Consider the following 21,053-nt stretch of genomic DNA (forward strand, 5'->3'; position numbering starts at 1 on the left):
CCCATCCCCAACCGAAAAACTTTCCACCACCAGCCCATGCGGACGGTGGTCATATCCGGTATTAGACCCAGTTTCCCGGGCTTATCCCAGAGTCGGGGGCAGGTTGCTCACGTGTTACTCACCCGTTCGCCGCTCGAGTACCCCGAAGGGCCTTTCCGCTCGACTTGCATGTGTTAAGCACGCCGCCAGCGTTCGTCCTGAGCCAGGATCAAACTCTCCAAAAAATGTTTGGAAACTTCGTCCAAGCAAAACCGTCAAAAATCATTTGACGAGGTGTTGCATGAAAAATCATGCACTGGCTTTTAACACACTGTTGAGTTCTCAAGAAACGGACGCGTTCATCGTCATCCAACTCCTTGCGGAGTCAGCTGCGCGAGGCGCACATTTCGGCTCCTTCAGTTTATCAGATCGTTTGGTTCTTGTCAAACCGCCCGATCCGGGAGCTTCCGGACTTGCTCCTTTCGGAGCAACCCTTCTAACTTACTCCGACTTTCGGCTCTTGTCCAACCAGCTGGCTGGAGGCGCCCGAGAATCAGATTCGTTTGTGAGGGGGTTTGCAGCGCCGTTCGGCCCTGCAGTGAAAACTCTAGCAGCCCCAGCGAGGGGGAAGGTCCATCTTCGGCAACGAATGGACCTTCCCCGTTGGCCGGAAGTTCAAACTCCCAGCGCGGCGAGCTGTGCTTCGAGACGTGCGATGTCGGCAGCCGCCTGCTCAGCGCGGCTACGGACCTTGACGACCACATCCTGCGGGGCCTTGGCCATGAACTGCTCGTTACCGAGCTTCGCCGCCACCTGAGCGGCTTCCTTGCGCGCGGCGGCCAGGTCTTTCTCCAGGCGCTTGCGTTCGGCCGCGACGTCGATGGCACCCGCGGTGTCGATCTCCACGGTCACCCCGCCCACGGTGAGCCGAGCCGTGGCGTTGAACGCCTCCGAGGGGTCGGTCAACCGCAGGAGCGACCTGATCGCGCTTTCGTGGCCGGCCAGGGACGTACCGGCCAACGCGAGCCGGGCGGCCACCTTCTGGCCGGGTTTGAGCCCCTGGTCGGAACGGAACCGCCGGACCTCAGTGACCAGCTCCTGGAGCGCCTCGATCTCGCTCTCCGCGGCTGCGTCGGCATAGCGCGCGTCGACCACCGGCCATTGCGCCACGACAACCGATTCCTTGCCGGTGACGGCCCGCCACAGCTCTTCCGTCACGAACGGCACCAGCGGATGCATCAGGCGCAGCAGCGTGTCGAGCACATGGCCGAGCACGAGCCTCGTGTGCTCCAGGCCCTCACCCAGCTGGATCTTCGCCAGCTCCAGGTACCAGTCGCAGACCTCGTCCCACGCGAAGTGGTACAGCAGGTCGGACGCCTTCGCGAACTCGAACTCCTCGAAGGCCGCGTCAGCCGCCGCGATGACGGACTGCAGACGCGACAGGATCCACCGATCGGCGGCCGTCAGTTCGGCGCCCTCCAGAGACCCCACGGCGGCGCCGTTCATCAACGCGAATCTGGTGGCGTTCCAGATCTTGTTGCAGAAGTTGCGGGAGCCGGCCGCCCACTCCTCGCTCACCGCGACGTCGGCGCCGGGGTTGGCGCCGCGCAGCAGGGTGAAGCGCGTGGCGTCGGCGCCGAAACGTTCGACCCAGTCGAGCGGGTCGACCACGTTGCCGAACGACTTGGACATCTTCTTGCCGTACTGGTCGCGGACCATGCCGTGCAGCGAGACGACCTGGAACGGCGGCACGCCGTCCATCGCGTACAGGCCGAACATCATCATCCGGGCGACCCAGAAGAACAGGATGTCGTAGCCGGTGACGAGCACCGAGGTCGGGTAGAAGCGCGCGAGCTCGCGTGTCGAGTCGGGCCAGCCCAGGGTCGAGAACGGCCACAGGGCCGAGGAGAACCAGGTGTCGAGGACGTCCGGGTCCTGGGTGTAGCCGGCGGGCGGCTCCTCGTCGGGCCCGACGCACACGACCTCGCCGTCCGGGCCGTACCAGACCGGGATGCGGTGCCCCCACCACAGCTGTCGGGAGATGCACCAGTCGTGCATGTCGTCGACCCAGTCGAAGTAGCGCTTGGCCAGCTCCGGCGGGTGGATGCGGGTACGGCCGTCACGGACGGCGTCGCCCGCCTCCTTGGCCAGCGGCCCGACGTTCACGAACCACTGCAGCGACAACCTCGGCTCGACAACGGTCTTGCAGCGCGAGCAGTGGCCGACAGAGTGCACGTAAGGGCGTTTCTCGGCGACGATGCGTCCTTCGGCGCGCAGCGCCGCGACCACGGCGGGCCGGGCCTCGAACCGGTCGAGCCCCTGGAACGGGCCGTGCGCGGTGACGACGCCGCGTTCGTCCATGATCGTGATGGACGGCAGCGAGTGACGTCGGCCGATCTCGAAGTCGTTGGGGTCGTGGGCCGGGGTGACCTTGACCGCGCCCGTGCCGAACGACGGGTCGACGTGCTCGTCGGCGACCACCGGGATCATGCGGCCGGTGAGCGGCACCTCGACCATCGTGCCGACCAGGTGCGCGTACCGTTCGTCTGACGGGTGGACGGCGACGGCGGTGTCGCCGAGCATCGTCTCAGCGCGCGTGGTGGCGACCACGATCTCGTCGGAGTAGCGGATGGAGACGAGCTCGCCTTCATCCTCGGTGTGTTCGACCTCGATGTCGGACAGCGCGGTCAGGCAGCGCGGGCACCAGTTGATGATGCGCTCGGCGCGGTAGATGAGCCCGTCGTCGAACAGCTTCTTGAAGATGGTCTGGACGGCGCGCGAGAGGCCCGGGTCCATCGTGAACCGCTCACGTGACCAGTCGACGCCGTCGCCGAGCTTGCGCATCTGGCCGAGGATGCGGCCTCCGGACTCGTCCTTCCACTCCCAGACGCGCTCGACGAACGCCTCGCGGCCGAGGTCGTGGCGGGACTTGCCTTCCTTGGCCAGCTCGCGCTCGACGACGTTCTGGGTGGCGATGCCGGCGTGGTCCATGCCGGGCAGCCAGAGCGTCTCGCGCCCCTGCATGCGGGCGCGGCGCGTCAGCGCGTCCTGGATCGAGTGGTCGAGCGCGTGCCCGATGTGAAGGACACCCGTCACGTTGGGCGGTGGAAGGACGATGCTGTACGGCTCACGCGAGCTGCCCGGGTCGGCGCGGAAGTAGCCTTCGGATACCCAGCGCTCGTAGCTGCGGGTCTCGACGTCGGCCGGTGTGTATTGCGTAGGCAGCTCTGGCGTTGTCACAGTGACCAATTCTAGGGAGGCGGGCAACTGGATAGCGCCCTCGATGCCAGGAACGCCGGCGCAGCGGGATCAGCGCCGGCCGGAAAACACGGAAGCGCCCGCGTGGCGGGGTGCCACGGGGCGCTCGGTGTGCCGGGAGAAGCGTCGGTCAGGCCGACTTCTCGCGTGGCGTGCGCTGCTGCTTGGCGGCCAGCTGGTCGCGAGGCACGAGCGTCGGGATGGCGTGCTCGATGACCGACTCGCGGGTGATGACCACGCGGGCGACGTCTTGCCGGGACGGCACTTCGTACATGACGGACTGGAGCACTTCCTCCAGGATGGCGCGCAGGCCGCGCGCGCCGGTGCCGCGCAGGATCGCCTGGTCGGCGATCGCCTCCAGGGCGCCGTCGGTGAACTCGAGCTCGACGCCGTCGAGCTCAAGGAGCTTGCGGTACTGCTTGACGAGGGCGTTGCGCGGCTCGGTGAGGATCTGGATGAGCGCTTCGCGGTCGAGGTTGTGCACCGAGGTGATGACCGGCAGGCGGCCGACGAACTCGGGGATCATGCCGAACTTCAGCAGGTCTTCTGGCATCACGTCGCCGAAGATGTCGGCCGAGTCGACCTCTTCCTTCGACCGGATGATGGCGTTGAAGCCGATGCCCTTCTTGCCGACGCGCGACTCGATGATCTGCTCGAGGCCGGCGAACGCACCACCGCAGATGAACAACACGTTGGTCGTGTCGATCTGGATGAACTCCTGGTGCGGATGCTTGCGACCACCCTGCGGAGGCACCGATGCGGTGGTGCCCTCCAGTATCTTCAGCAGCGCCTGCTGTACGCCCTCACCGGATACGTCGCGCGTGATCGACGGGTTCTCGCTCTTGCGGGCGATCTTGTCGACCTCGTCGATGTAGATGATGCCGGTCTCGGCCTTCTTGACGTCGTAGTCGGCGGCCTGGATGAGCTTGAGGAGGATGTTCTCGACATCCTCGCCGACGTAGCCCGCCTCCGTGAGTGCGGTGGCGTCGGCGATGGCGAAGGGGACGTTGAGCATCCTCGCCAGGGTCTGTGCCAGCAGGGTCTTGCCCGAGCCGGTGGGGCCGAGCAGCAGGATGTTGCTCTTGGCCAGCTCAAGACCGTCGTCTCTGCCCCGGTCTCCGGACTGCACCCGCTTGTAGTGGTTGTACACCGCCACCGAGAGCGCCTTCTTAGCCTTGTCCTGACCGATGACGTAGGCGTCGAGGAACTCGAAGATCTCTCTCGGCTTGGGCAGGTTGTCCCACTTGAGCTCTGAGGACTCGGAGAGCTCCTCTTCGATGATCTCGTTGCAGAGATCAATGCACTCATCGCAGATGTAGACGCCTGGACCGGCAATGAGCTTCTTGACTTGCTTCTGGCTCTTTCCGCAGAACGAGCACTTCAGCAGGTCTCCCCCGTCGCCGATGCGTGCCACCCCAGATACTCCTTTGCGTGGGACCGCCCTGCTCATGCGAGCAGTGTCTCCGGACATTCTCCGGACTAGGCCGAACCGCTCAGGTTTCGACGTTACCGTCTTCTGGGCCCTCAGTGAGCCCCCTAGCGGCGAGTCGCACCGGAACGTGCCCTGCAGGGCAGCGCCCCGGTGCGTCACGTCTCGTCTTAGGAAGCCACGGCCTGAGCGCGTTTCTTCCTGGACGGGATGATGTCATCGATCAGACCATACGCCTTGGCCTCGTCCGCGTTGAGAATTTTGTCGCGTTCGATGTCCTTGCGGACTTCGGCGGAGGTCTTTCCGGTGTGCTTGGCCACGATGTCCTCCAGCAGCGAACGCATGCGGAGGATCTCGCGGGCCTGGATCTCGATGTCGCTTCCCTGGCCGCCGCCCTCGGTGGACGGCTGGTGGATCAGCACCCGGGCGTTGGGCAGCGCGAACCGCTTGCCTGAGGTGCCGCCGGCCAGCAGCACGGCCGCGGCGGAGGCGGCCTGCCCGAGGCAGACGGTCTGGATCTCCGGCCGGACGAACTGCATCGTGTCGTAGATCGCCGTCATGGCGGTGAAGGAACCGCCGGGCGAGTTGATGTAGATGCTGATGTCACGGTCGGGGTCGAGCGACTCGAGCGTCAGCAGCTGCGACATGACGTCGTTGGCCGACGCGTCGTCGATCTGCACGCCGAGGAAGATGATGCGGTCCTCGAACAGCTTCGTGTACGGGTCCATGGTCTTGGCCCCGGTCGACGTGCGCTCGGTGAACTGCGGGAGCACGTAGCGGCTCTGGGTGTTCACGGTTGCTCCCCCTTAGGAAACCGGGCCAGCCGAAGGCACCTGACGTGCACTGCGGACGACGTGGTCGATAAAGCCGTAGTCCTTGGCCTCTTCGGCCGTGAACCACCGGTCGCGGTCGGAGTCGGCCTCGATCTGCTCCAGCGGCTGCCCCGTGTGGAACGAGATCCGCTCCGCAAGGGTCTTCTTCACGTAGAGCATCTGCTCGGCCTGGATGGCGATGTCGGCCGCGGTGCCGCCGATGCCGCCCGAGGGCTGGTGCATCATGACGCGGGCGTGCGGCAGCGCGTAACGCTTGCCCCTCGCCCCCGCGGTGAGCAGGAACTGGCCCATCGAGGCGGCCAGGCCCATGACCACGGTCGATACGTCGTTAGGCACGTATTCCATCATGTCGTAAATCGCCATACCGGCACTCACCGAACCCCCCGGTGAGTTGATGTACAGCGAGATGTCGCGCTCAGGGTCGTCGGCCGCCAGAAGCAGCAGCTCGGCGCAGATCCGGTTGGCGATCTCGTCGTTGACCTCCTGCCCCAGCACGATGATCCGCTCGCGGAGCAGGCGCTGGTAGAGCTGGTCTTCAAGCCGGAAGGCGGAGCCGTTCTCACGGCCTCGAGACTCGGGCTGATAGAAGGTCGGCGGGCTGGTCACAGCGTCACCTTCCGATGCGTCGTAATCGATTGGCTTTGCTTGTGACCTTAACGCGCGTCGCCCACAGCTCATGCCCGGTCGCCGGGACTGTTCGCTGACGGCGCATGTCGGAGTGCTCCGTCTTCGCCGCGCCGCCGGGCGTGGCGCGCCTTCCGTACCGAAGGCGTGGTTCGCGCGGAAGGCACTGGGACGGGCGGAGAGGGACGGGCGGAGCGGGAAGTGCCATACGGCTCCGGATGCCTTACGGCAACCCCCTGTTGGCCTGGGAGCCACCACAGGGCCGTTGAGAGGTGCCACGCCGTCCGCCGGGGATGTGCGGCCGCCGAGAACGCAGAAGCCCCCGGACCGGGTCGGTCCGGGGGCTTTCAGCTGAGGCGGGTCAGACCCGTCAGGCCTCGGGCTTGTCCTCGGCGGCGGGGGCCTCTTCCTCGACGACCTCTTCACCGTTGATCTCGGCGTAGATGGCCTTGAGGTCGACCTCGTTGCCGTCGGCGTCGACGACCTTCGCGGCGTCACCCAGCACGGCCTTGGCCTTGTCGCGGACGATCTCGACCATGGCCAGCGTGAGCTGGTCGTTGTCGGCGAGGTGCTGGGCCAGCTCGTTGGGCTGGACGCCCATCTCCATCGCGCGGCGGACCACGAAGTTGGTCAGCTCCTGCTCGGAGACGCCCAGCTCCTCGGCCTTGACGATCTTGTCGAGCACGAAGCCGATCTTGATCGCGCGGGCGGAGGTGGTCTCGAACTCGGCGAAGCGCTCCTCCTCCGTCGTCTGGTAGAGACGGAAGAAGGCGTCGCGGCTCAGGCCGCTCTCGGCCACCTGGTGGTCGAGGTTGTGCTTGCGAGCGTCGACCTCGACCTTGAGCGCGCTGTCGGGCAGCGGGATGTCGATCTGCTCGAGGACGGCGTCGAGGGCCTTCTCGCGGGCCTGGACGACCTGGTCGACGAGCTTGTTGCGGCGAGCCTGCTCGCGGATGCTGTTCTTGAGCTCGTCGAGCGTGTCGAACTCGCTGGCCAGCTGGGCGAACTCGTCGTCCAGCTCCGGCAGGACCTTCTCCTTGACCGACTTGACGTTGATGATGACGTCGGCCTCCTCGCCGGCGTTCTCGCCGCCGACGAGCTCGGTGCGGAAGCTCTTTTCCTCGCCCGCGGACATGCCCTCGAGCGCGGCGTCGAGGCCCTGCAGCACGGAGCCGGCGCCGACCTCGTAGGAGACCTCGCTGGCCTGCTGCTCCTCGATGTTCTGGCCGTCGATCTCGGCGCGCAGGTCCATCACGACGAAGTCGCCGTTGGCGGCGGGCCGCTCGACACCGGTCAGCGTGGCGAAACGCTGGCGCAGCGCGTCGAGCTGGGTGTTGACGTCATCGTCGGAGACCTCGGCGGAGTCGACCGTGACCTCGATGCCCTGGTAGTCGGGCACCTCGAAGTTGGGCCGGACGTCGACCTCGGCGGTGAACTCGATCTGCTCGCCGTCCTCGATCTTCGTGACCTCGATGTCGGGCTGGCTGACCGGGAACACGTCGACCTCGTCGACGGCCTGGCCGTACAGCTTCGGCACCGCCTCGTTGAGGGTCTCCTCCAGCACCACCGCCCGGCCGAAGCGCTGCTCGATGATGCGGGCCGGAACCTTGCCAGGCCGGAACCCGGGGACGCGCACCTGCTGCGCGACCTTCTTGTACGCCGCATCCATGCTGGGGCGCAGCTCTTCGAACGGCACCTCGACAGTCAGCTTGACCCGGGTCGGGCTGAGCTCCTCGACAGCGGTCTTCACGGAATGGTCTCCTTGATCAAGCTACGAGTGGTCGCGGGCGCGTCCTTCGGAAGAGCGGCTCACGCGCCGCGCCCACATGAGCGGTGTTGGGCATGCTCCGCCACGGCGGGAACCAACGCCGATGGTCAGTCTAGGGCAGATGCACACCCAACAACGACGTCGCCGCCGTCAGAACTCGTAGGCGATCGCTCGTAGCAGATCGATCGTCTCGTCAGGAGTCGTGCTCACCGCGCAGAGCCGTTCCATCACCTCGGAGTACCGGTCAGCATCCTCACGTTTGTCCAGGTAGAGCGCGCTGGCGAGCTGTTCGACGTACACGACGTCGGGCAGATCCCTGTCGGGGAAGCGCAGGATGCTGAACGCCCCGCCCTCAGCGCTGTGCCCGCCGTAGCTGAACGGCATGACCTGAATGGTGATGCGTTCCTGGCGCATGAGGTCGATGAGGTGCTCGATCTGCGCTCTCATCACCTCGACGCCGCCGATGGGCCGCCGCAGGGCGGCCTCGTCGATCACGGCCCAGAACACCGGCCCGTCCGGCCGGTCCAAGATCCTCTGGCGCTCCAGGCGGAGGTCGACCCTTCTGGCGATCTCCTCCGCCCCGATGCCCGCCCCGCCGGCGGTCACGACAGCGCGTGCGTACTCCTTGGTCTGCAGCAGCCCCGGCACGAACTGGACCTCGTAGGTCCTGATCCTGATGGCGGCCTCTTCAAGGCCGACGTACGCCTGGAACCATGTCGGCAGGACGTCGTTGAACCGGTGCCACCAGCCGGGCTCGTTGGCGGTGGCGACCAGGTCGAGCACGGCGGCGCGGGCCTGCTGGTCGATGACTCCGTAAAGGGTCAGCAGGTCAGCGACGTCGCGTTCCTTGAACCCCACCCGGCCCAGCTCCATCCGGCTGATCTTCGATTCGGAGCCCCGGATGAGGTGGCCCGCCTCCTCGCGAGTGACGTTCCTTGCTTCCCTGAGCTTGCGCAACTGGGAGCCCAGGAGGATGCGCAGCGCCGTCGGCCCGGAACCCGGCTGGTTCTGCGTCACTTTGCCTCCTATCAAGGTCCGCACACACAGTGACACCTGATTGCGGGGTATGACAAGGTCTCAACCTGGTGTCCGAATCACAGCCTCATGACCTGAATCAGTGTTTGCTCCTGCACATTCACCTGCACGTGCATTTGGGTCTTGCAGCAACGCCGGTCGTGACCCATGATGGTTTAGTGCATATTGGGCCAAACATGCACTAAGCAAGGTCGAACAGGGAGGTACCGGCGGCATGGTGGAGGATCCTCTGGCCACTGCCGCTTGCCTGCAGATCACCCGTGAGGTGGGTTTCGACCATCTGCTCCAGGGCGACAAACCGTACACGACCGCGTGCCCGCTGCCCTTCCAGGCGGACTCGGTGAAGACCGCCAGGGACGTGACCCGTACGACGCTGCGCGACTGGGGCCTTGCGGACCTCAGCGACGACGCCGCGCTCGTGGTCTCGGAACTGGTGACGAACGCCGTCAGGTACGCGATGTACGCCTCCGGCCACCGCGAGATCCAGCTGCTGCTCATGCGGGTCGCGCCGCACGTACTGCTGGCCGTGGCCGACCCCAGCGACGAGGTGCCCCGCCGCAAGGAGCCGGATTTCATCTCCGAGAACGGCCGCGGCCTCTACATCGTCGAGACGTACAGCCAGTGCTGGGGCTGGGACCCGCTCGCGACCGGCGGCAAGGCCGTCTGGGCGCTCTTCAACGCCGGCTTCTGATCTGGCGCCGGGCGCTCACTCTCCCGTGACGCCGTCGATGCGCTCGCGGAGCAGGTCGGCGTGCCCGTTGTGACGGGCGTACTCCTCGATCATGTGGACGAGGATCCAGCGGTGGGAACACTCACCGCCGTGACGCTCACCCACGGCGTCGAGCGGCTTGGCGGACGAGATGCGGCGGGCGTGCTCGATCTCTTCCTGCCAGACGTCGAAGGCCTCCTGCACCTTGGCGGAATCGACCTGCTTGAAGTCGTTGTCGTTGTCGAGCTCTTTGCCCCACAGCTTGGGGATGTCCTCGCCGTTCAGCACGACGCGGAACCAACTGCGCTCGACGTGGGCCATGTGCCTGACCAGGCCCAGCAGGGACATGATGGAAGGCTCGGCGGAGCGCAGGCGAAGCTGGTCGTCCGACAGGCCTTCGCACTTGACGGCCAAGGTCGCGCGATGCCATTCGAGCCAGTTGTTCAGAACGGTCAACTCATCACCGGTGAGCGGCGGGGGGACACGAGTATCAGTCATGAGGCCCGACCCTATCCCTCGCCACCGACAAGTACGGGATCAGCGTCCCGCCGAGATCCTTGGCCGAAGGCGCGCCGTCGCCGAGCGGCGGCTCCACGCGATGAGTGCGCAGAGCACCAGCAGGACCAGCGGAGTCACCACCCCGCCCTTGGAGACGAACGCCTCGGTCAGCGTCGCGAACACCATCAGCACGGCGAGCGCCAGGCCGGCCAGACCCGCCAGCGGGGGCACGACCAGCGCCACGGCTCCGGCCACCTCCAGCACGCCGGTCAGGTGCCGGAACCAGTCACCGAAACCGATCGCCTCGAACGTCGAGGCAGCGGGCTCCACGTTCGTGAACTTGGCCATGGCGGACATGAGGAAGTATCCGGCCACCGCGATCTGGAGCACCCACAGGGCGATGTTCCGTACGGGTGAAGTGGTCGGTCGAGTAGTGGTCATGGCCTGATCGCCTCCCTTTTCGATTCCGATCTTCTTCGTACGGTAGGGAGATTCGTGATCAGCGGAAATTGGGCTAGGTGCCTTGTGTGGGTGTACTCAGGCACACCCTCGCCGTTCCGCGCCTTGGCGGCGCGGCCTCTTTGATCGTCGCTGGTCGAGTTGATCGCCGTACGGGTGGTCGATCTTCTTGAGAATCATGGGGACGGGCGGCGGCGACGGAGTTTGGTAGATCTTTTTACTTATCTCTTACTATGGGATAAATGGGACAGCGCCCCTGACCTGGGCTTTTACTCTCCGCGCCGCCCTTGGTTGCCGCTTTAGGGGTACTTGACCTGCGGAAACATCCGGGTACTCTCGCTTCACCACAGGCTTCCGGTTTAGCCATATAAGTCCTTCATCATCATCTTTGTCAGGGCTTGTACGGGCAAATCCGGTCTCGTCCGGGAGGTCCCCAACTTCCATGACGCCAGAGATCCCGAAGTTCATCGACGCGGCCTATGTCTTGGCCTCCTGGTATCGAACCACCGAGGCGCAGTCCGGTCTCGGCCGGTCCCAGGAACAGGCCGTCGACGGAACCTCCGACGCAAGATCCGGCGCCCACGTCCACCACGTGCAGCTGGGCCGTGCGCCCACCGCTGCGCAGGTCACCTCTGGAGGCATCGACGACCGGACGCCCTTCGGCCACTCCGGCGGCCAGTTCGGCGGCCACGACGGTCAACCGCGATGGCCCGGCCCTGACTCAGGTCATCAGCAGGGGTACGGGCATCAGCAGTGGCCCGGTCCCGACTCCGGACACCAGCAAGGGTCCGGTTACGGACATCAGCAGGGGTCCGGCCAGGGGCACCAGCCCTGGGGCGGTCCTGATTCGGACCAGCAGCCATGGCGCGGTCCCCAAGGGCCCTTCCACGGCAACCCGACGAACCCCAAGGGGCACGGCGACCAGGGCGGCCAGGGCTCCCACGGGAAGGGCCACGGCTTCCACGGGAACGGCCCTGGCTCACCGGACAAGCCGCACAACCCCGTGAGCCCCGACCAGGACGGCTCGCACCAGAACGGCCATCAACCGGACGGCCCCCAGCAGGGTGGGCCTGGGCAGGGTGGATCCAACCAGGACGGGTCTCACCAGAACGGGTCCCAGCAGGACGGGTCCCAGCAAGGCGGGCACGGCCAAGGAGGGCACGGCCAAGGCGGGTCTCATCAGGACGGGTCCCACCAGCACGGCGGCCCGTCGCCTCGCCCGACCCAGCCGTCGGACACGCCCACGACCGCTCCCCCGACCTCCGGCACGCCGACCGCCACTCCGACGTCCCCTTCGGGCACACCGTCGGCCACGCCGACGTCAGAGCCCACCTCACCGACCGCCACGCCCACCTCCGAGGCGCCCTCCCCCACGCCCACCCCGACCACGTCCGAGTCGACATCCCCCACCGCCACCCCGACCACCTCCGAGTCGCCGTCCCCGACCCCGACCCCGACCCCGACCACGTCGGAGTCGGCCTCCGCCACTCCCACGCCCACGACGTCCGAGTCGGCGACCCCCACCGAGTCTCCTTCCGCCACGGCGACGCCCACGGCATCCGAATCGCCTTCTGCCACCCCGACCCCCACGGAGACCGAGTCCCCCACGGAGAGCCCCACAGCATCGGAGTCGCCTTCCCCCACCGACACCGCGACCGAATCGCCGTCACCTACTGACAGCGCCTCGGCCTCCGAGTCGCCGTCACCCACGGACAGCGCCTCTGCGTCCGAGTCGCCGTCACCCACCGACAGCGCGTCGGCCTCGGCCTCGGCGTCCCCGTCGGCCACGAGCAGCAGTTCGCCCTCGCCCACGCCGGCGGAGACGCCCACGCCTGAGCCCACCGACGTGGAGGACGTGGCTGCCGCACCGATAGCCAGCACCTCGCCCCCCGCGGGTATCTCCACGCACCTCAACGCCGCGGTCAGCACCCCGCTGTCGGGCTTCTCCACCCCGGCGATGGCCACCTCGGCCGTTGTGCTCGTGGTGGCGCTGCTGGCCCTGGCCGCGGTACTCGTGGTGCGGTCACGCCGTGGACCCCTCCTGGCCGCGGACGGATACGTGGAACCCGCCGTTCCGACGCCCGTTCCGGAGCCCAGCGCTCCCGAGCCGGGCGGAGGCGACGAGTGGAGGCGACAGCTCATGGAAGCCATCGAGGCGGCCGCCGCCGAGCAGGACAGCGCTCCTCCCGTCGCACCGTACGGACAGGGGACCCCGCAGCCCTCGACCAACCCGCCGGTGGCCGATCTCGGTGCGGAGCCGCAGGAGACCGGCGCCTGGACGCCGTCGTTCGAGCCCTACGTCCCGCCCGGGCCCCTGGAGTCGCTCTTCGGCTCCAGCGGCCACGATCACTCGGCCCCGGCCGACGGTGAACACGGCTACGGCGACGATGAGGGCCCCGACGACGACACCATGCCCGGAGCCCACCGTCCGACTCCGTAGCTAGTCAACGCCGGCTCCCCGCACGAGGCCGGGAGCCGGCGTGCCAGTGATGTCTCAGGACACCGGAAACCCTCGAACCGATGGGTTCGAGGGTTTCCTGGTTCACCGGAGGCTATGGATCGTGGCGATGGCGGTCGAGTACGAGGTCACGGACTGAGGGGAGGGCGCGGCGTCAGTCGAGGCGACCTGTCGCCTCGAGCACCTCTGCCAGGGTCACCGAGCGTCCAGGAGGGCGCTCAGAGTCGTCCCGTCTCGGGGTTATGCAGGTGTGTTCGCGTGCCAGCCACTGCTCGTCCATAGGTGCGCCCATGATGGCCTCCGCCGTCATCAGGGACGCCGTACCGTAGTTCCGCTGCCACGCCTCCAGCCCGCCAGGGGTGGTGCTCATCCACCGTTCCACCGTCTCCTCGTCGGGCGTGGCGTCGTCCTCCCAGTCAATGCCGTCGAAGCTCACCACGACACGTCCCTTCTCCCTGTACGTGACGAAGGGCGGGCCGAAGTCGCTCCAGCCGACGTCCAGGCACACGCCCGCCTGCGAGAGGTGCTCTTGCGCGCCGGTCTCCAGGAAAGGCAGCGCGGGCTCCAGGAGGACGACGCCATGTCCGAGCTCAGCGGCGAAGAGCAGAGGGACGTTCTCTTCGAGGCAGAAGGACGCGTCCTCGTGGGCCTTCCCGAGCGTGGCGGTGGTCACCTGGTGACCGCTTCCGTTGTAGCGGGCGAGGACGTCGTCCAGAGTGACGCCCGTACACCAGGTGATCCAGGTGGTGTTCTGCAGGGCGTCGGCCACCTGCTCGTAGTGAGTCACGGCGCGATCTTGTCGTTCACCACGGGCGACGACAAGGGGTCGGACGCGTTCCGCCACCCAGGAAGCAGTGAGGGCTGTGCCAGCCAGGGGAAGGGGGCGCGCAGGATGGTCCCGATGCGGGTGGTGACGGCCTCGGCGTGAGGTGGCGTGCCGCGGTCGGCGAGGCCCAGGACCAGGTGCAGGTGGAGGGACTGCAGCGTGGTGAAGGTGTTGAACGCCCAGGGCGGCACGGGTCCTGGTTCGGCGTCGGCGAAGGCGCGGGTGACGGTGTCCAGCCAACCGGTGGCCTCGTCCACGGACAGACCGGGGGTGAAGAGGATGGCCGAGAGCTCGTCCGCGAGGCGGCGGACCGGTACACGCCCGGGGAAGGGAAAACCCGCTGCTGCGGTCGATGGCCAGTCGACTTGGGTGGAAGGCATTGCGGGAAGTTACCGCGGCCGTCGGCACCGTCCCCATGGGGGATGGCACAGCGCTCAGTCGAGTCGCGCGGGCCCTTCGCGGCCAGATCGGCAATCACCTCACCATGAACCGGCAGGTCATGCTGCACGCCGATGAACAACACCTGCTCTCCACCAGCTCAACTCTGTCGTCCGGGGCGTAGTGGACGATCACCATGAGAGCGGTGTCGGGCTCCGGTCATGCACCGGGTCTTCATCGCCTGTTCAGACCCGGTAGCACCGGCGCTCCCGTACCGGAGTCGAGCACGAGACGATCGCCCAGCGGACGGGCGAGGGTGATCGTGGTCATGGCCGACCTGAGTATCGCCGGGAAGGCTCGCCGGAGTTGATGTCCTCCAACTTCACGTCGACCACCACCACGTGGTCCGTTTCGTAAGCGCGTGCCCCATGAACGGTGTCGCAGGCGCCGTAGCCGTAACGGAGAAGCAGCTCGTCCGGCTTGCCGAGCTCGAACGCCATCACCTCTTCGACGCCTCCCGGTATCCGCTCGGGACGGGCGGAGACAACCTCGGGGGCGACCGCCACGTGAACTTTCTTCTGCTCGACTCCCTCGACTACGCCTCCGCCTGGCTTTTCGGGAGTTACGACCCCCCTTGGGGCACACTCGGCCAGACTTCTCATCCGGCAGCCAGATCTGGCCCGTACTCAAGGCCGGCGCCGTGGCCATGGACCGCGTGTTGGAGGGGTTGTCACTCACTCAGTCATGCAAAAGGCCCCTTCCGAAATCGGGAGAGGCCTTTCGAACTGGTCGGGGCGACAGGATTTGAACCTGCGACTTCTTGCTCCCAAAGCAAGCGCGCTACCAAGCTGCGCCACGCCCCGCCTCGTCGTGTACGCATGCGCTCCGCGACTCCGGTACGCTTACGCCCTGACGACCGGATGAAGTCTAGACCAGAGTTCGACCGGTTCGCGCGGACGTAGCTCAATGGTAGAGCCCTAGTCTTCCAAACTAGCTACGCGGGTTCGATTCCCGTCGTCCGCTCCACACACGAAGGCCCAGGTCAGGGAGTTGATCCCGCGCCTGGGCCTTACTGTTATCCGATCTTGTCCATGGTTCGGGCCCCTTCGGCCCTCGTTTCCCACGCGAGTGCGCGAGATCCGAAGAAGGTCCGTGCACGGTGGTGACCCTGTGCCACCGCACACCTATGATCGGCGTGACGACAGGAGGTCCAGTGATCTTCCATCCGTTCGGGCTCTTCGTCTTCGCGATTCTGGTCGGCGGAGTTGCCCTGTTCGTCGTGATGAGTGTCGAGCTCTACAAGATGTTCTGCGGGAGCGGGGGCGCGGGGCTCCCGGGCGATCACGGTAACGACTGATTCCGCCTGCGGCTTGGTGCGACGTCCCTGCTGGGTGTTCGGGTGAAGATCGGCCGTAGGCTGTCGGTTGATGCGTGCGCGACCGATCTCCCGTGAGGCCCTCGTCGAGGAGCTGGCCGAGCTGATCGCCGCGCGACCGGCCGGCACGTGGACGCGGGTGGCCGTCGACGGCGCGCCCGCCGCCCGTCCGGAGGAGCTGGCCGATGCGCTCGTCGCGCCACTGCGGGTGCGTGGGCGGGCGGCGCTGCGGGTGTCCGCGGGCGACTTCCTGCGTCCGGCGTCGCTGCGGCTGGAGTACGGACGGACCGACCCCCAGGTCTTCTACGACGAATGGCTCGACACCGACGCGCTCACCAGGGAGGTGCTCGACCCGCTCGAACCCGGCGGGTCGGGGCGGGTGCTGCCGGCGCTGTGGGACAGCAGGATCGACCGGGCGTACCGGATGCCGTACGAGGAGGTGCCGACCGGTGGGGTGGTGCTGGTCGACGGGACGTTGCTGCTCGGGCGGTGGCTGGCGTTCGACGTGAGCGTGCACGTGTGGCTGTCGAGGGGCGCGCTGGAGCGCGGTACGCCCGAGGATGAACGCTGGCGGCTGCCCGCGTACGAACGGTATGAGCACGAGGTCCGTCCGCAGGAGTCGGCCGACGTGGTGGTACGGGCCGACCATCCGGACCGTCCGGCGGTGCTGGTGCGCTGACCGGCCGGAGCCGCATCCTGACGGGTCGAAGGCCTGACCCGCCGGTCTGATACCGAACGCGGCTCTGACCAGCAAGATCTCACCATCCGGTTCGGTACGTTGCTCTGGTACCGAGGCGGTAACCGGCGCAGACTGAAGCGGTGACACCCAGTAACTGGTACAACATCGTTCCTGACCTGCCCACACCGCCACCTCCGCCACTGCACCCGGGCACGCGGCAGCCCGTGGGCCCCGACGATCTGGCTCCGCTCTTCCCGATGGAACTCATCGGGCAGGAGGTGAGCACCGAGCGGTTCGTCCCGATCCCTCAGGAGGTGCTGGACGTCTACCGCCTGTGGCGGCCGACCCCGCTGTTCAGGGCGCGCCGCCTGGAGAAGTCGCTCGGCACTCCCGCCAGGATCTACTACAAGTACGAGGGCGTCTCCCCCGCCGGCTCGCACAAGCCGAACACAGCCGTGCCGCAGGCCTACTACAACGCGCGGGAGGGCGTGCGGCTGCTCACCACCGAGACGGGGGCGGGGCAGTGGGGATCGTCGCTGGCGTTCGCGTGCGCTCAGTTCGGGCTCGACTGCCGGATCTGGATGGTGCGGGCGTCCTACGACCAGAAGCCGTACCGGCGGTCGCTCATGCAGGTGTACGGCGCCACGGTGTACGCGAGTCCATCGCCCATGACGGGCGCGGGCAGCAAGGCGCTGGCCGACGACCCCGACTCGCCGGGCAGCCTGGGCATCGCCATCAGCGAGGCCGTCGAGGTGGCCGCCGCCACGCCCGAGGCCAGGTACGCGCTCGGGTCCGTCCTCAATCATGTGCTCATGCACCAGACGGTCATCGGCGAGGAGGCGCTCACGCAACTCCCGGAGATGCCTGACCTGGTCATCGGCTGCACGGGCGGCGGCTCGAACTTCGCCGGGCTCACCTTCCCGTTCTTGCGCGAGAAGCTCGCGGGACGGATCGACACGGTGTTCCGCGCGGTGGAGCCGACGGCGTGCCCGTCGTTCACCAAGGGGGTGTACGCGTACGACTTCGGCGACACGGCGGGGCGGACGCCGTTGCTCAAGATGCACACGCTGGGCCACTCGTTCGTGCCGGACCCGATCCACGCGGGCGGCCTGCGCTACCACGGCATGGCGCCGCTGCTGTCGCACATGTACGAGCTGGGCCTGTTCGAGGCGGTCACCCGTTCGCAGACGGAGTGTTTCGAGGCCGGTGTCCGTTTCGCGAGGACCGAGGGGATCCTGCCCGCCCCTGAGCCCACGCACGCGCTGGCCGAGACCATCGCGGAGGCGCTGCGCTGCAAGGAGACCGGTGAGGAGAAGGTCATCCTGACCGCGCTGTGCGGCCACGGGCATTTCGACCTCTCCGCGTACGACCGTCACCTGGCAGGGCAGTTGGAGGACCACACGTTGCCCCAAGAGCGCATCGAGCAGGCGCTCACCGAACTGCCCGGCTGAGAGAGGGGGCGGCCGCGGGGCCGCCCCCTCCCGCGTCACCTGGCCGTGGGACGCTTGCCGTGGTTCGCCTTCTTCTTCTTGCGTGCCTTGCCCTTGCGCGAGCGTTTCGCCATGACTACGCCTCCGGATGTCGCAACACGGATCACCACCGTCTCCCTCCCCCGTTGACCTGCGCAAGCACTTGGCTCCGAACTAACATTCCTCAACACTTACGTGTCATAATTTGGTGGAATCTGTTGGAAGGAGCGGGTGTGCTCGCACAGCAGCGGCAGCAGGCGATCCTCGAACGCGTACGCAGCCACGGGGGTGTCCGCGTGGCCGATCTCGTTCGCGAGCTCGGCGTCTCCGACATGACCATCCGCCGCGACCTCGAGGTGCTGGCCGAACGCGGGCTGGTGGAGAAGGTCCACGGCGGCGCGACCGCCCTCGGCCCCGGCTCGACGGAGGAGCCGGGGTTCACCGCGAAGTCGGCACTCCAGCAGCAGGAGAAAGAGGCCATCGCCAGGGAGGCCGCCAAGCTCGTACGGCCTGGCACGGCCGTGGCACTGTCGGCAGGCACCACCATCTGGGCGCTGGCCCACCACCTGATCGGCGTGCCCGAGCTGACGGTGATCACCAACTCGATCCCCGTCGCCGAGGTGTTCCACCGCAATCCGCGTCCCGACCGCACGGTGGTGCTGACGGGCGGCGTACGCACGCCGTCGGACGCGCTGGTGGGGCCGGTGGCCGTGGCCGCGATCCGCCGGCTGCACGTCGACACGCTCTTCCTGGGCGTGCACGGGATGAGCGTGCGGGCCGGGTTCACCACTCCCAACCTGCTGGAGTCGGAGACCGACAGGGAGCTGGTGGCGGCCGCCCACCGGCTGGTCATCCCCGCCGACCACACCAAGTGGAACACCGTCGGCATCAGCACCATCGCCGAACTGAACGAGGCCGACGTGGTCATCAGCGACGCGAAGCTGGCCGAGGACGCACGCACCGAGCTGGCCGAACGGGCCGGAGAACTGATCATCGCGGAGGGCACGTCGTGAAGCGCACCATCACCCACCTGGCCGACGGCCGAGAGCTGATCTACTTCGACAGGCGCGACGACGCCGATCGAAGCGCGATCGACTCTCGGGAGCTCGGTCCCCGGCCGGTGGCCTCGGAGCTGCGCTACGACCCGCTGACCGAGGAGTGGGTCGCGATCGCCGGCCACCGGCAGACGCGGACGTTCCTGCCGACCGGCGGCGCGGCCGAGTGCCCGCTGTGCCCGTCGACCGACACGCACGCGACGGAGATCCCGTCGCACGACTACGACGTGGTGGTGTTCGAGAACCGCTTCCCCTCTTTCTCCACGAATTTCGGGACTTATCCGCCTGTGGGCGGGCTGAGCGAGGTTCGTCCTGGCGTGGGGCGGTGCGAGGTGGTGTGCTTCACCTCCGACCACTCGTCCTCCTTCTCCAAGCTGTCGGACGAGCAGGTGCGGCTGGTCATGGAGGCCTGGGCCGACCGTACCGCCGAGCTGTCCGCGATCGAGGGCGTGGAGCAGGTGTTCTGCTTCGAGAACCGGGGCGAGGAGATCGGCATCACGATCTCCCATCCGCACGGTCAGATCTACGCCTACCCGTACGTCACCCCGCGGACCAAGACGCAGCTCGGCGCCGCGAGCCGCTATCAGGGGCCGGGCAACCTGTTCGCCGACGTGCTGGCCGCCGAGCGGCAGGAGGGGACGCGCGTGGTCGCCGCCAACGAGCTGTGGACGGCGTTCGTGCCGGCCGCCGCGCGCTGGCCGTTCGAGGTGCACTTCTACCCGCACCGCCAGGTGCCCGACCTGCCGGCGCTCACCGACGAGGAGCGTGCCGCGTTCGCGCCGCTGTACACGTCGGTGCTGCGGGCGTTCGACGGGCTGTTCGACCTCGTGATGCCGTACATCTCGGCCTGGCACCAGGCGCCCGTGCGGGAGGGGCGCGACCTGGCCTACCTGCACCTGGAGCTGTTCAGCATCAGGCGGGCGGCCAACAAGCTGAAGTATCTGGCGGGATCGGAGTCGGCGATGGGCGCCTTCGTGAACGACATCCGGCCGGAGGACGCGGCTCGCATGATTCGATCACAGATCGATCACTAATAGATCTCTAGTTAGGGTCGCATTACTCGTGATCTACCACTAATATCCCCATATGCACCGACCGTAACGGTCGTCGCAGGCCTAATCCTGGGCGCGTCGCCCAGGAGCCGGGGACCCAACGTACCTCTGGGGTGAATCCACTTCGGTGGTAGGGACGCGCCTCCTACGCCCGAACCCGTCAGCTAACCCGGCCGGCAGAGGGAGAGGAACACCCCCGTGGCGGCTTCGTCCCCCGCGTCTTTCGCCCTTGGTCTCATCACCGCCGCCGCTCTGGTCGCCCTGCCTGCGACCCCGGCGGCGGCGGCGCCCAAACCGACCGAAGCCCAGCTCCGGGCCGAGCTCAAGCGGCTCAACTCCAAGGTCGACAAGCTCATCGAGACGTACAACCTCCAGCGGGTCGCGCTCGCCGAGGCCAAGGACGCCGCCGTGAAGGCCAAGGAGCGGCTGGCGACCGCCGAGCAGAAACTCGCCCTCGCCGAGGATCGGGTGGGCGAGATCGCCCGCCTGCGCTACCAGAACGGCGACCCGTCCGTCTTCGGCATGGTGCTGCCGACCAGCGCCTCCAAGGCGGCCCTGATCCAACAGCTCGCCGCCGAGCAGCAGGCCGTCGTGCTGAACGTGGCCAAGGCCCGCGACGACCGCAAGCAGGCCAGCGAGGACGCGTCCGCGCTGGTCAAGGAGATCGGCGAGGACACCGTCGAGGTCGCCGAGCAGCGCGACGAGGCCAAGAAGGTCATCGCCGACATCCGCAAGAAGCTCGCCGACCTGGTGCCGTACGCGACCGGACGCAACTCCGACGGCTCCTGGGCGCCCGAGCTGCCCTCCGGGTCCGACAACGTCACGCCCCGGACGCGGCTGATGCGGGCACAGCTGGAGAAGAACTTCGCGCTGCCGTTCACGGTGGGCTGCTTCCGCTCTGGCTCCAGCGGCGAGCACCCGCTCGGACGGGCCTGCGACTTCATGATGAGTGCGGGCGGCTCGCTGCCCACCGGCGCCCACAACGCCCTGGGCGACCGCATCGCGGCCTGGGCCCTGCAGAACAAGGACAAGCTCGGGGTCAAGTACGTGATCTGGAAGCAGCGCATCAACATGGGCTCGGGCTGGCGCGCGATGGAGGATCGCGGCAGCATCACCGAGAACCACTACGACCACGTGCACATCTCGATGTACTGAGCCCGCACGTCGCC

General features: G+C 67.3%; 21 protein-coding genes, 2 tRNA genes, 1 rRNA gene and 1 riboswitch. Of the genes, 9 read left to right on the forward strand and 15 right to left on the reverse strand.

All coding sequences use genetic code 11. The features are described from left to right. The 7 genes from BLR04_RS35760 to BLR04_RS35790 all read right to left on the reverse strand — a co-directional run. A 16S ribosomal RNA gene (locus BLR04_RS35760) occupies window positions 1-224 on the reverse strand; the annotation flags it as partial. Between the two features lie 430 nt (window positions 225-654). After that, window positions 655-3,228, reverse strand: coding sequence for a valine--tRNA ligase (locus BLR04_RS35765; RefSeq protein WP_176903448.1), 2,574 nt, complete (start codon window positions 3,226-3,228; stop codon window positions 655-657). A 139-nt stretch (window positions 3,229-3,367) separates the two neighbouring features. Next, window positions 3,368-4,651 (reverse strand): ATP-dependent Clp protease ATP-binding subunit ClpX, encoded by a 1,284-nt coding sequence (clpX, locus tag BLR04_RS35770; protein ID WP_090773613.1) that lies wholly within the window; start codon window positions 4,649-4,651, stop codon window positions 3,368-3,370. Window positions 4,652-4,836: 185 nt separating this feature from the next. Continuing rightward, the gene (locus BLR04_RS35775) at window positions 4,837-5,460 is read right to left on the reverse strand and encodes an ATP-dependent Clp protease proteolytic subunit (RefSeq protein WP_090773614.1); all 624 of its coding nucleotides are present in this window, start codon (window positions 5,458-5,460) and stop codon (window positions 4,837-4,839) included. A 12-nt stretch (window positions 5,461-5,472) separates the two neighbouring features. Further along, window positions 5,473-6,105, reverse strand: coding sequence for a ClpP family protease (locus tag BLR04_RS35780; protein WP_090773615.1), 633 nt, complete (start codon window positions 6,103-6,105; stop codon window positions 5,473-5,475). A 388-nt stretch (window positions 6,106-6,493) separates the two neighbouring features. Continuing rightward, window positions 6,494-7,873: a trigger factor gene (gene tig / locus BLR04_RS35785; protein ID WP_090773616.1), complete on the reverse strand. Its 1,380-nt coding sequence runs from the start codon at window positions 7,871-7,873 to the stop codon at window positions 6,494-6,496. A gap of 168 nt (window positions 7,874-8,041) precedes the next feature. Continuing rightward, the gene (locus BLR04_RS35790; RefSeq protein ID WP_090773617.1) at window positions 8,042-8,908 is read right to left on the reverse strand and encodes a helix-turn-helix domain-containing protein; all 867 of its coding nucleotides are present in this window, start codon (window positions 8,906-8,908) and stop codon (window positions 8,042-8,044) included. Window positions 8,909-9,140: 232 nt separating this feature from the next. On the opposite strand from BLR04_RS35790, the gene BLR04_RS35795 reads away from it, so the two are divergent. Then, on the forward strand, window positions 9,141-9,617 hold the full coding sequence (locus BLR04_RS35795; RefSeq protein WP_090773618.1) for an ATP-binding protein: 477 nt from the start codon (window positions 9,141-9,143) through the stop codon (window positions 9,615-9,617). 15 nt (window positions 9,618-9,632) lie between these two features. On the opposite strand, the gene BLR04_RS35800 is transcribed toward BLR04_RS35795, so the two are convergent. The 3 genes from BLR04_RS35800 to BLR04_RS40150 form a co-directional block, all read right to left on the reverse strand. Beyond that, on the reverse strand, window positions 9,633-10,133 hold the full coding sequence (locus BLR04_RS35800; protein ID WP_090773619.1) for a DinB family protein: 501 nt from the start codon (window positions 10,131-10,133) through the stop codon (window positions 9,633-9,635). 39 nt (window positions 10,134-10,172) lie between these two features. Further along, window positions 10,173-10,574 (reverse strand): DoxX family protein, encoded by a 402-nt coding sequence (locus tag BLR04_RS35805; protein WP_090773620.1) that lies wholly within the window; start codon window positions 10,572-10,574, stop codon window positions 10,173-10,175. A gap of 1,197 nt (window positions 10,575-11,771) precedes the next feature. Then, window positions 11,772-12,434, reverse strand: a complete 663-nt coding sequence (locus BLR04_RS40150) for a hypothetical protein (RefSeq protein WP_143022359.1) — start codon at window positions 12,432-12,434, stop codon at window positions 11,772-11,774. Window positions 12,435-12,447: 13 nt separating this feature from the next. Here BLR04_RS40150 and BLR04_RS35825 point away from each other — a divergent pair, with 13 nt between their 5' ends. Further along, the gene (locus BLR04_RS35825; protein ID WP_143022360.1) at window positions 12,448-13,032 is read left to right on the forward strand and encodes a hypothetical protein; all 585 of its coding nucleotides are present in this window, start codon (window positions 12,448-12,450) and stop codon (window positions 13,030-13,032) included. 172 nt (window positions 13,033-13,204) lie between these two features. Here BLR04_RS35825 and BLR04_RS35830 read toward each other — a convergent pair whose 3' ends face one another. The 4 genes from BLR04_RS35830 to BLR04_RS35845 form a co-directional block, all read right to left on the reverse strand. Continuing rightward, complete coding sequence (locus BLR04_RS35830) at window positions 13,205-13,837, reverse strand: hypothetical protein (RefSeq protein WP_090773624.1); 633 nt, start codon at window positions 13,835-13,837, stop codon at window positions 13,205-13,207. Further along, a complete protein-coding gene (locus tag BLR04_RS35835) occupies window positions 13,834-14,256 on the reverse strand; it encodes a hypothetical protein (RefSeq protein ID WP_143022361.1) in 423 nt (140 codons plus the stop codon). Before BLR04_RS35835 ends, BLR04_RS35830 begins: the two co-directional genes overlap by 4 nt. 324 nt (window positions 14,257-14,580) lie before the next feature. Beyond that, a complete protein-coding gene (locus BLR04_RS35840; RefSeq protein ID WP_090773626.1) occupies window positions 14,581-14,820 on the reverse strand; it encodes a hypothetical protein in 240 nt (79 codons plus the stop codon). 220 nt (window positions 14,821-15,040) lie between these two features. Then, a tRNA-Pro gene (locus tag BLR04_RS35845) sits at window positions 15,041-15,117 on the reverse strand. A gap of 89 nt (window positions 15,118-15,206) precedes the next feature. On the opposite strand from BLR04_RS35845, the gene BLR04_RS35850 reads away from it, so the two are divergent. The 4 genes from BLR04_RS35850 to BLR04_RS35860 all read left to right on the forward strand — a co-directional run bounded on the left by BLR04_RS35850 (window position 15,207) and on the right by BLR04_RS35860 (window position 17,759). Further along, a tRNA-Gly gene (locus tag BLR04_RS35850) sits at window positions 15,207-15,280 on the forward strand. A gap of 187 nt (window positions 15,281-15,467) precedes the next feature. Then, window positions 15,468-15,611: a hypothetical protein gene (locus tag BLR04_RS41070; RefSeq protein WP_176903449.1), complete on the forward strand. Its 144-nt coding sequence runs from the start codon at window positions 15,468-15,470 to the stop codon at window positions 15,609-15,611. 70 nt (window positions 15,612-15,681) lie between these two features. After that, window positions 15,682-16,308 (forward strand): nucleoside/nucleotide kinase family protein, encoded by a 627-nt coding sequence (locus BLR04_RS35855; protein WP_090773627.1) that lies wholly within the window; start codon window positions 15,682-15,684, stop codon window positions 16,306-16,308. A gap of 140 nt (window positions 16,309-16,448) precedes the next feature. Next, on the forward strand, window positions 16,449-17,759 hold the full coding sequence (locus BLR04_RS35860; protein WP_090773628.1) for a TrpB-like pyridoxal phosphate-dependent enzyme: 1,311 nt from the start codon (window positions 16,449-16,451) through the stop codon (window positions 17,757-17,759). Between the two features lie 35 nt (window positions 17,760-17,794). On the opposite strand, the gene BLR04_RS42905 is transcribed toward BLR04_RS35860, so the two are convergent. After that, window positions 17,795-17,872: a 50S ribosomal protein bL37 gene (locus BLR04_RS42905; RefSeq protein WP_393502650.1), complete on the reverse strand. Its 78-nt coding sequence runs from the start codon at window positions 17,870-17,872 to the stop codon at window positions 17,795-17,797. Between the two features lie 138 nt (window positions 17,873-18,010). Here BLR04_RS42905 and BLR04_RS35865 point away from each other — a divergent pair, with 138 nt between their 5' ends. The 3 genes from BLR04_RS35865 (at window position 18,011) to BLR04_RS35875 (ending at window position 21,039) form a co-directional block, all read left to right on the forward strand. Continuing rightward, a complete protein-coding gene (locus BLR04_RS35865) occupies window positions 18,011-18,790 on the forward strand; it encodes a DeoR/GlpR family DNA-binding transcription regulator (RefSeq protein WP_090773629.1) in 780 nt (259 codons plus the stop codon). After that, a complete protein-coding gene (galT, locus tag BLR04_RS35870) occupies window positions 18,787-19,866 on the forward strand; it encodes a galactose-1-phosphate uridylyltransferase (RefSeq protein ID WP_090773630.1) in 1,080 nt (359 codons plus the stop codon). The genes BLR04_RS35865 and galT overlap by 4 nt, the downstream gene beginning before the upstream one ends. 68 nt (window positions 19,867-19,934) lie before the next feature. Next, window positions 19,935-20,077, forward strand: a riboswitch (cyclic di-AMP (ydaO/yuaA leader). 5 nt (window positions 20,078-20,082) lie between these two features. Continuing rightward, window positions 20,083-21,039: a coiled-coil domain-containing protein gene (locus BLR04_RS35875; protein WP_090773631.1), complete on the forward strand. Its 957-nt coding sequence runs from the start codon at window positions 20,083-20,085 to the stop codon at window positions 21,037-21,039. Window positions 21,040-21,053: the final 14 nt, after the last annotated feature.

The sequence above is a fragment of the Nonomuraea maritima genome, from assembly GCF_900100395.1.
In the GTDB taxonomy this organism is placed as follows: Bacteria; Actinomycetota; Actinomycetes; order Streptosporangiales; family Streptosporangiaceae; genus Nonomuraea; species Nonomuraea maritima.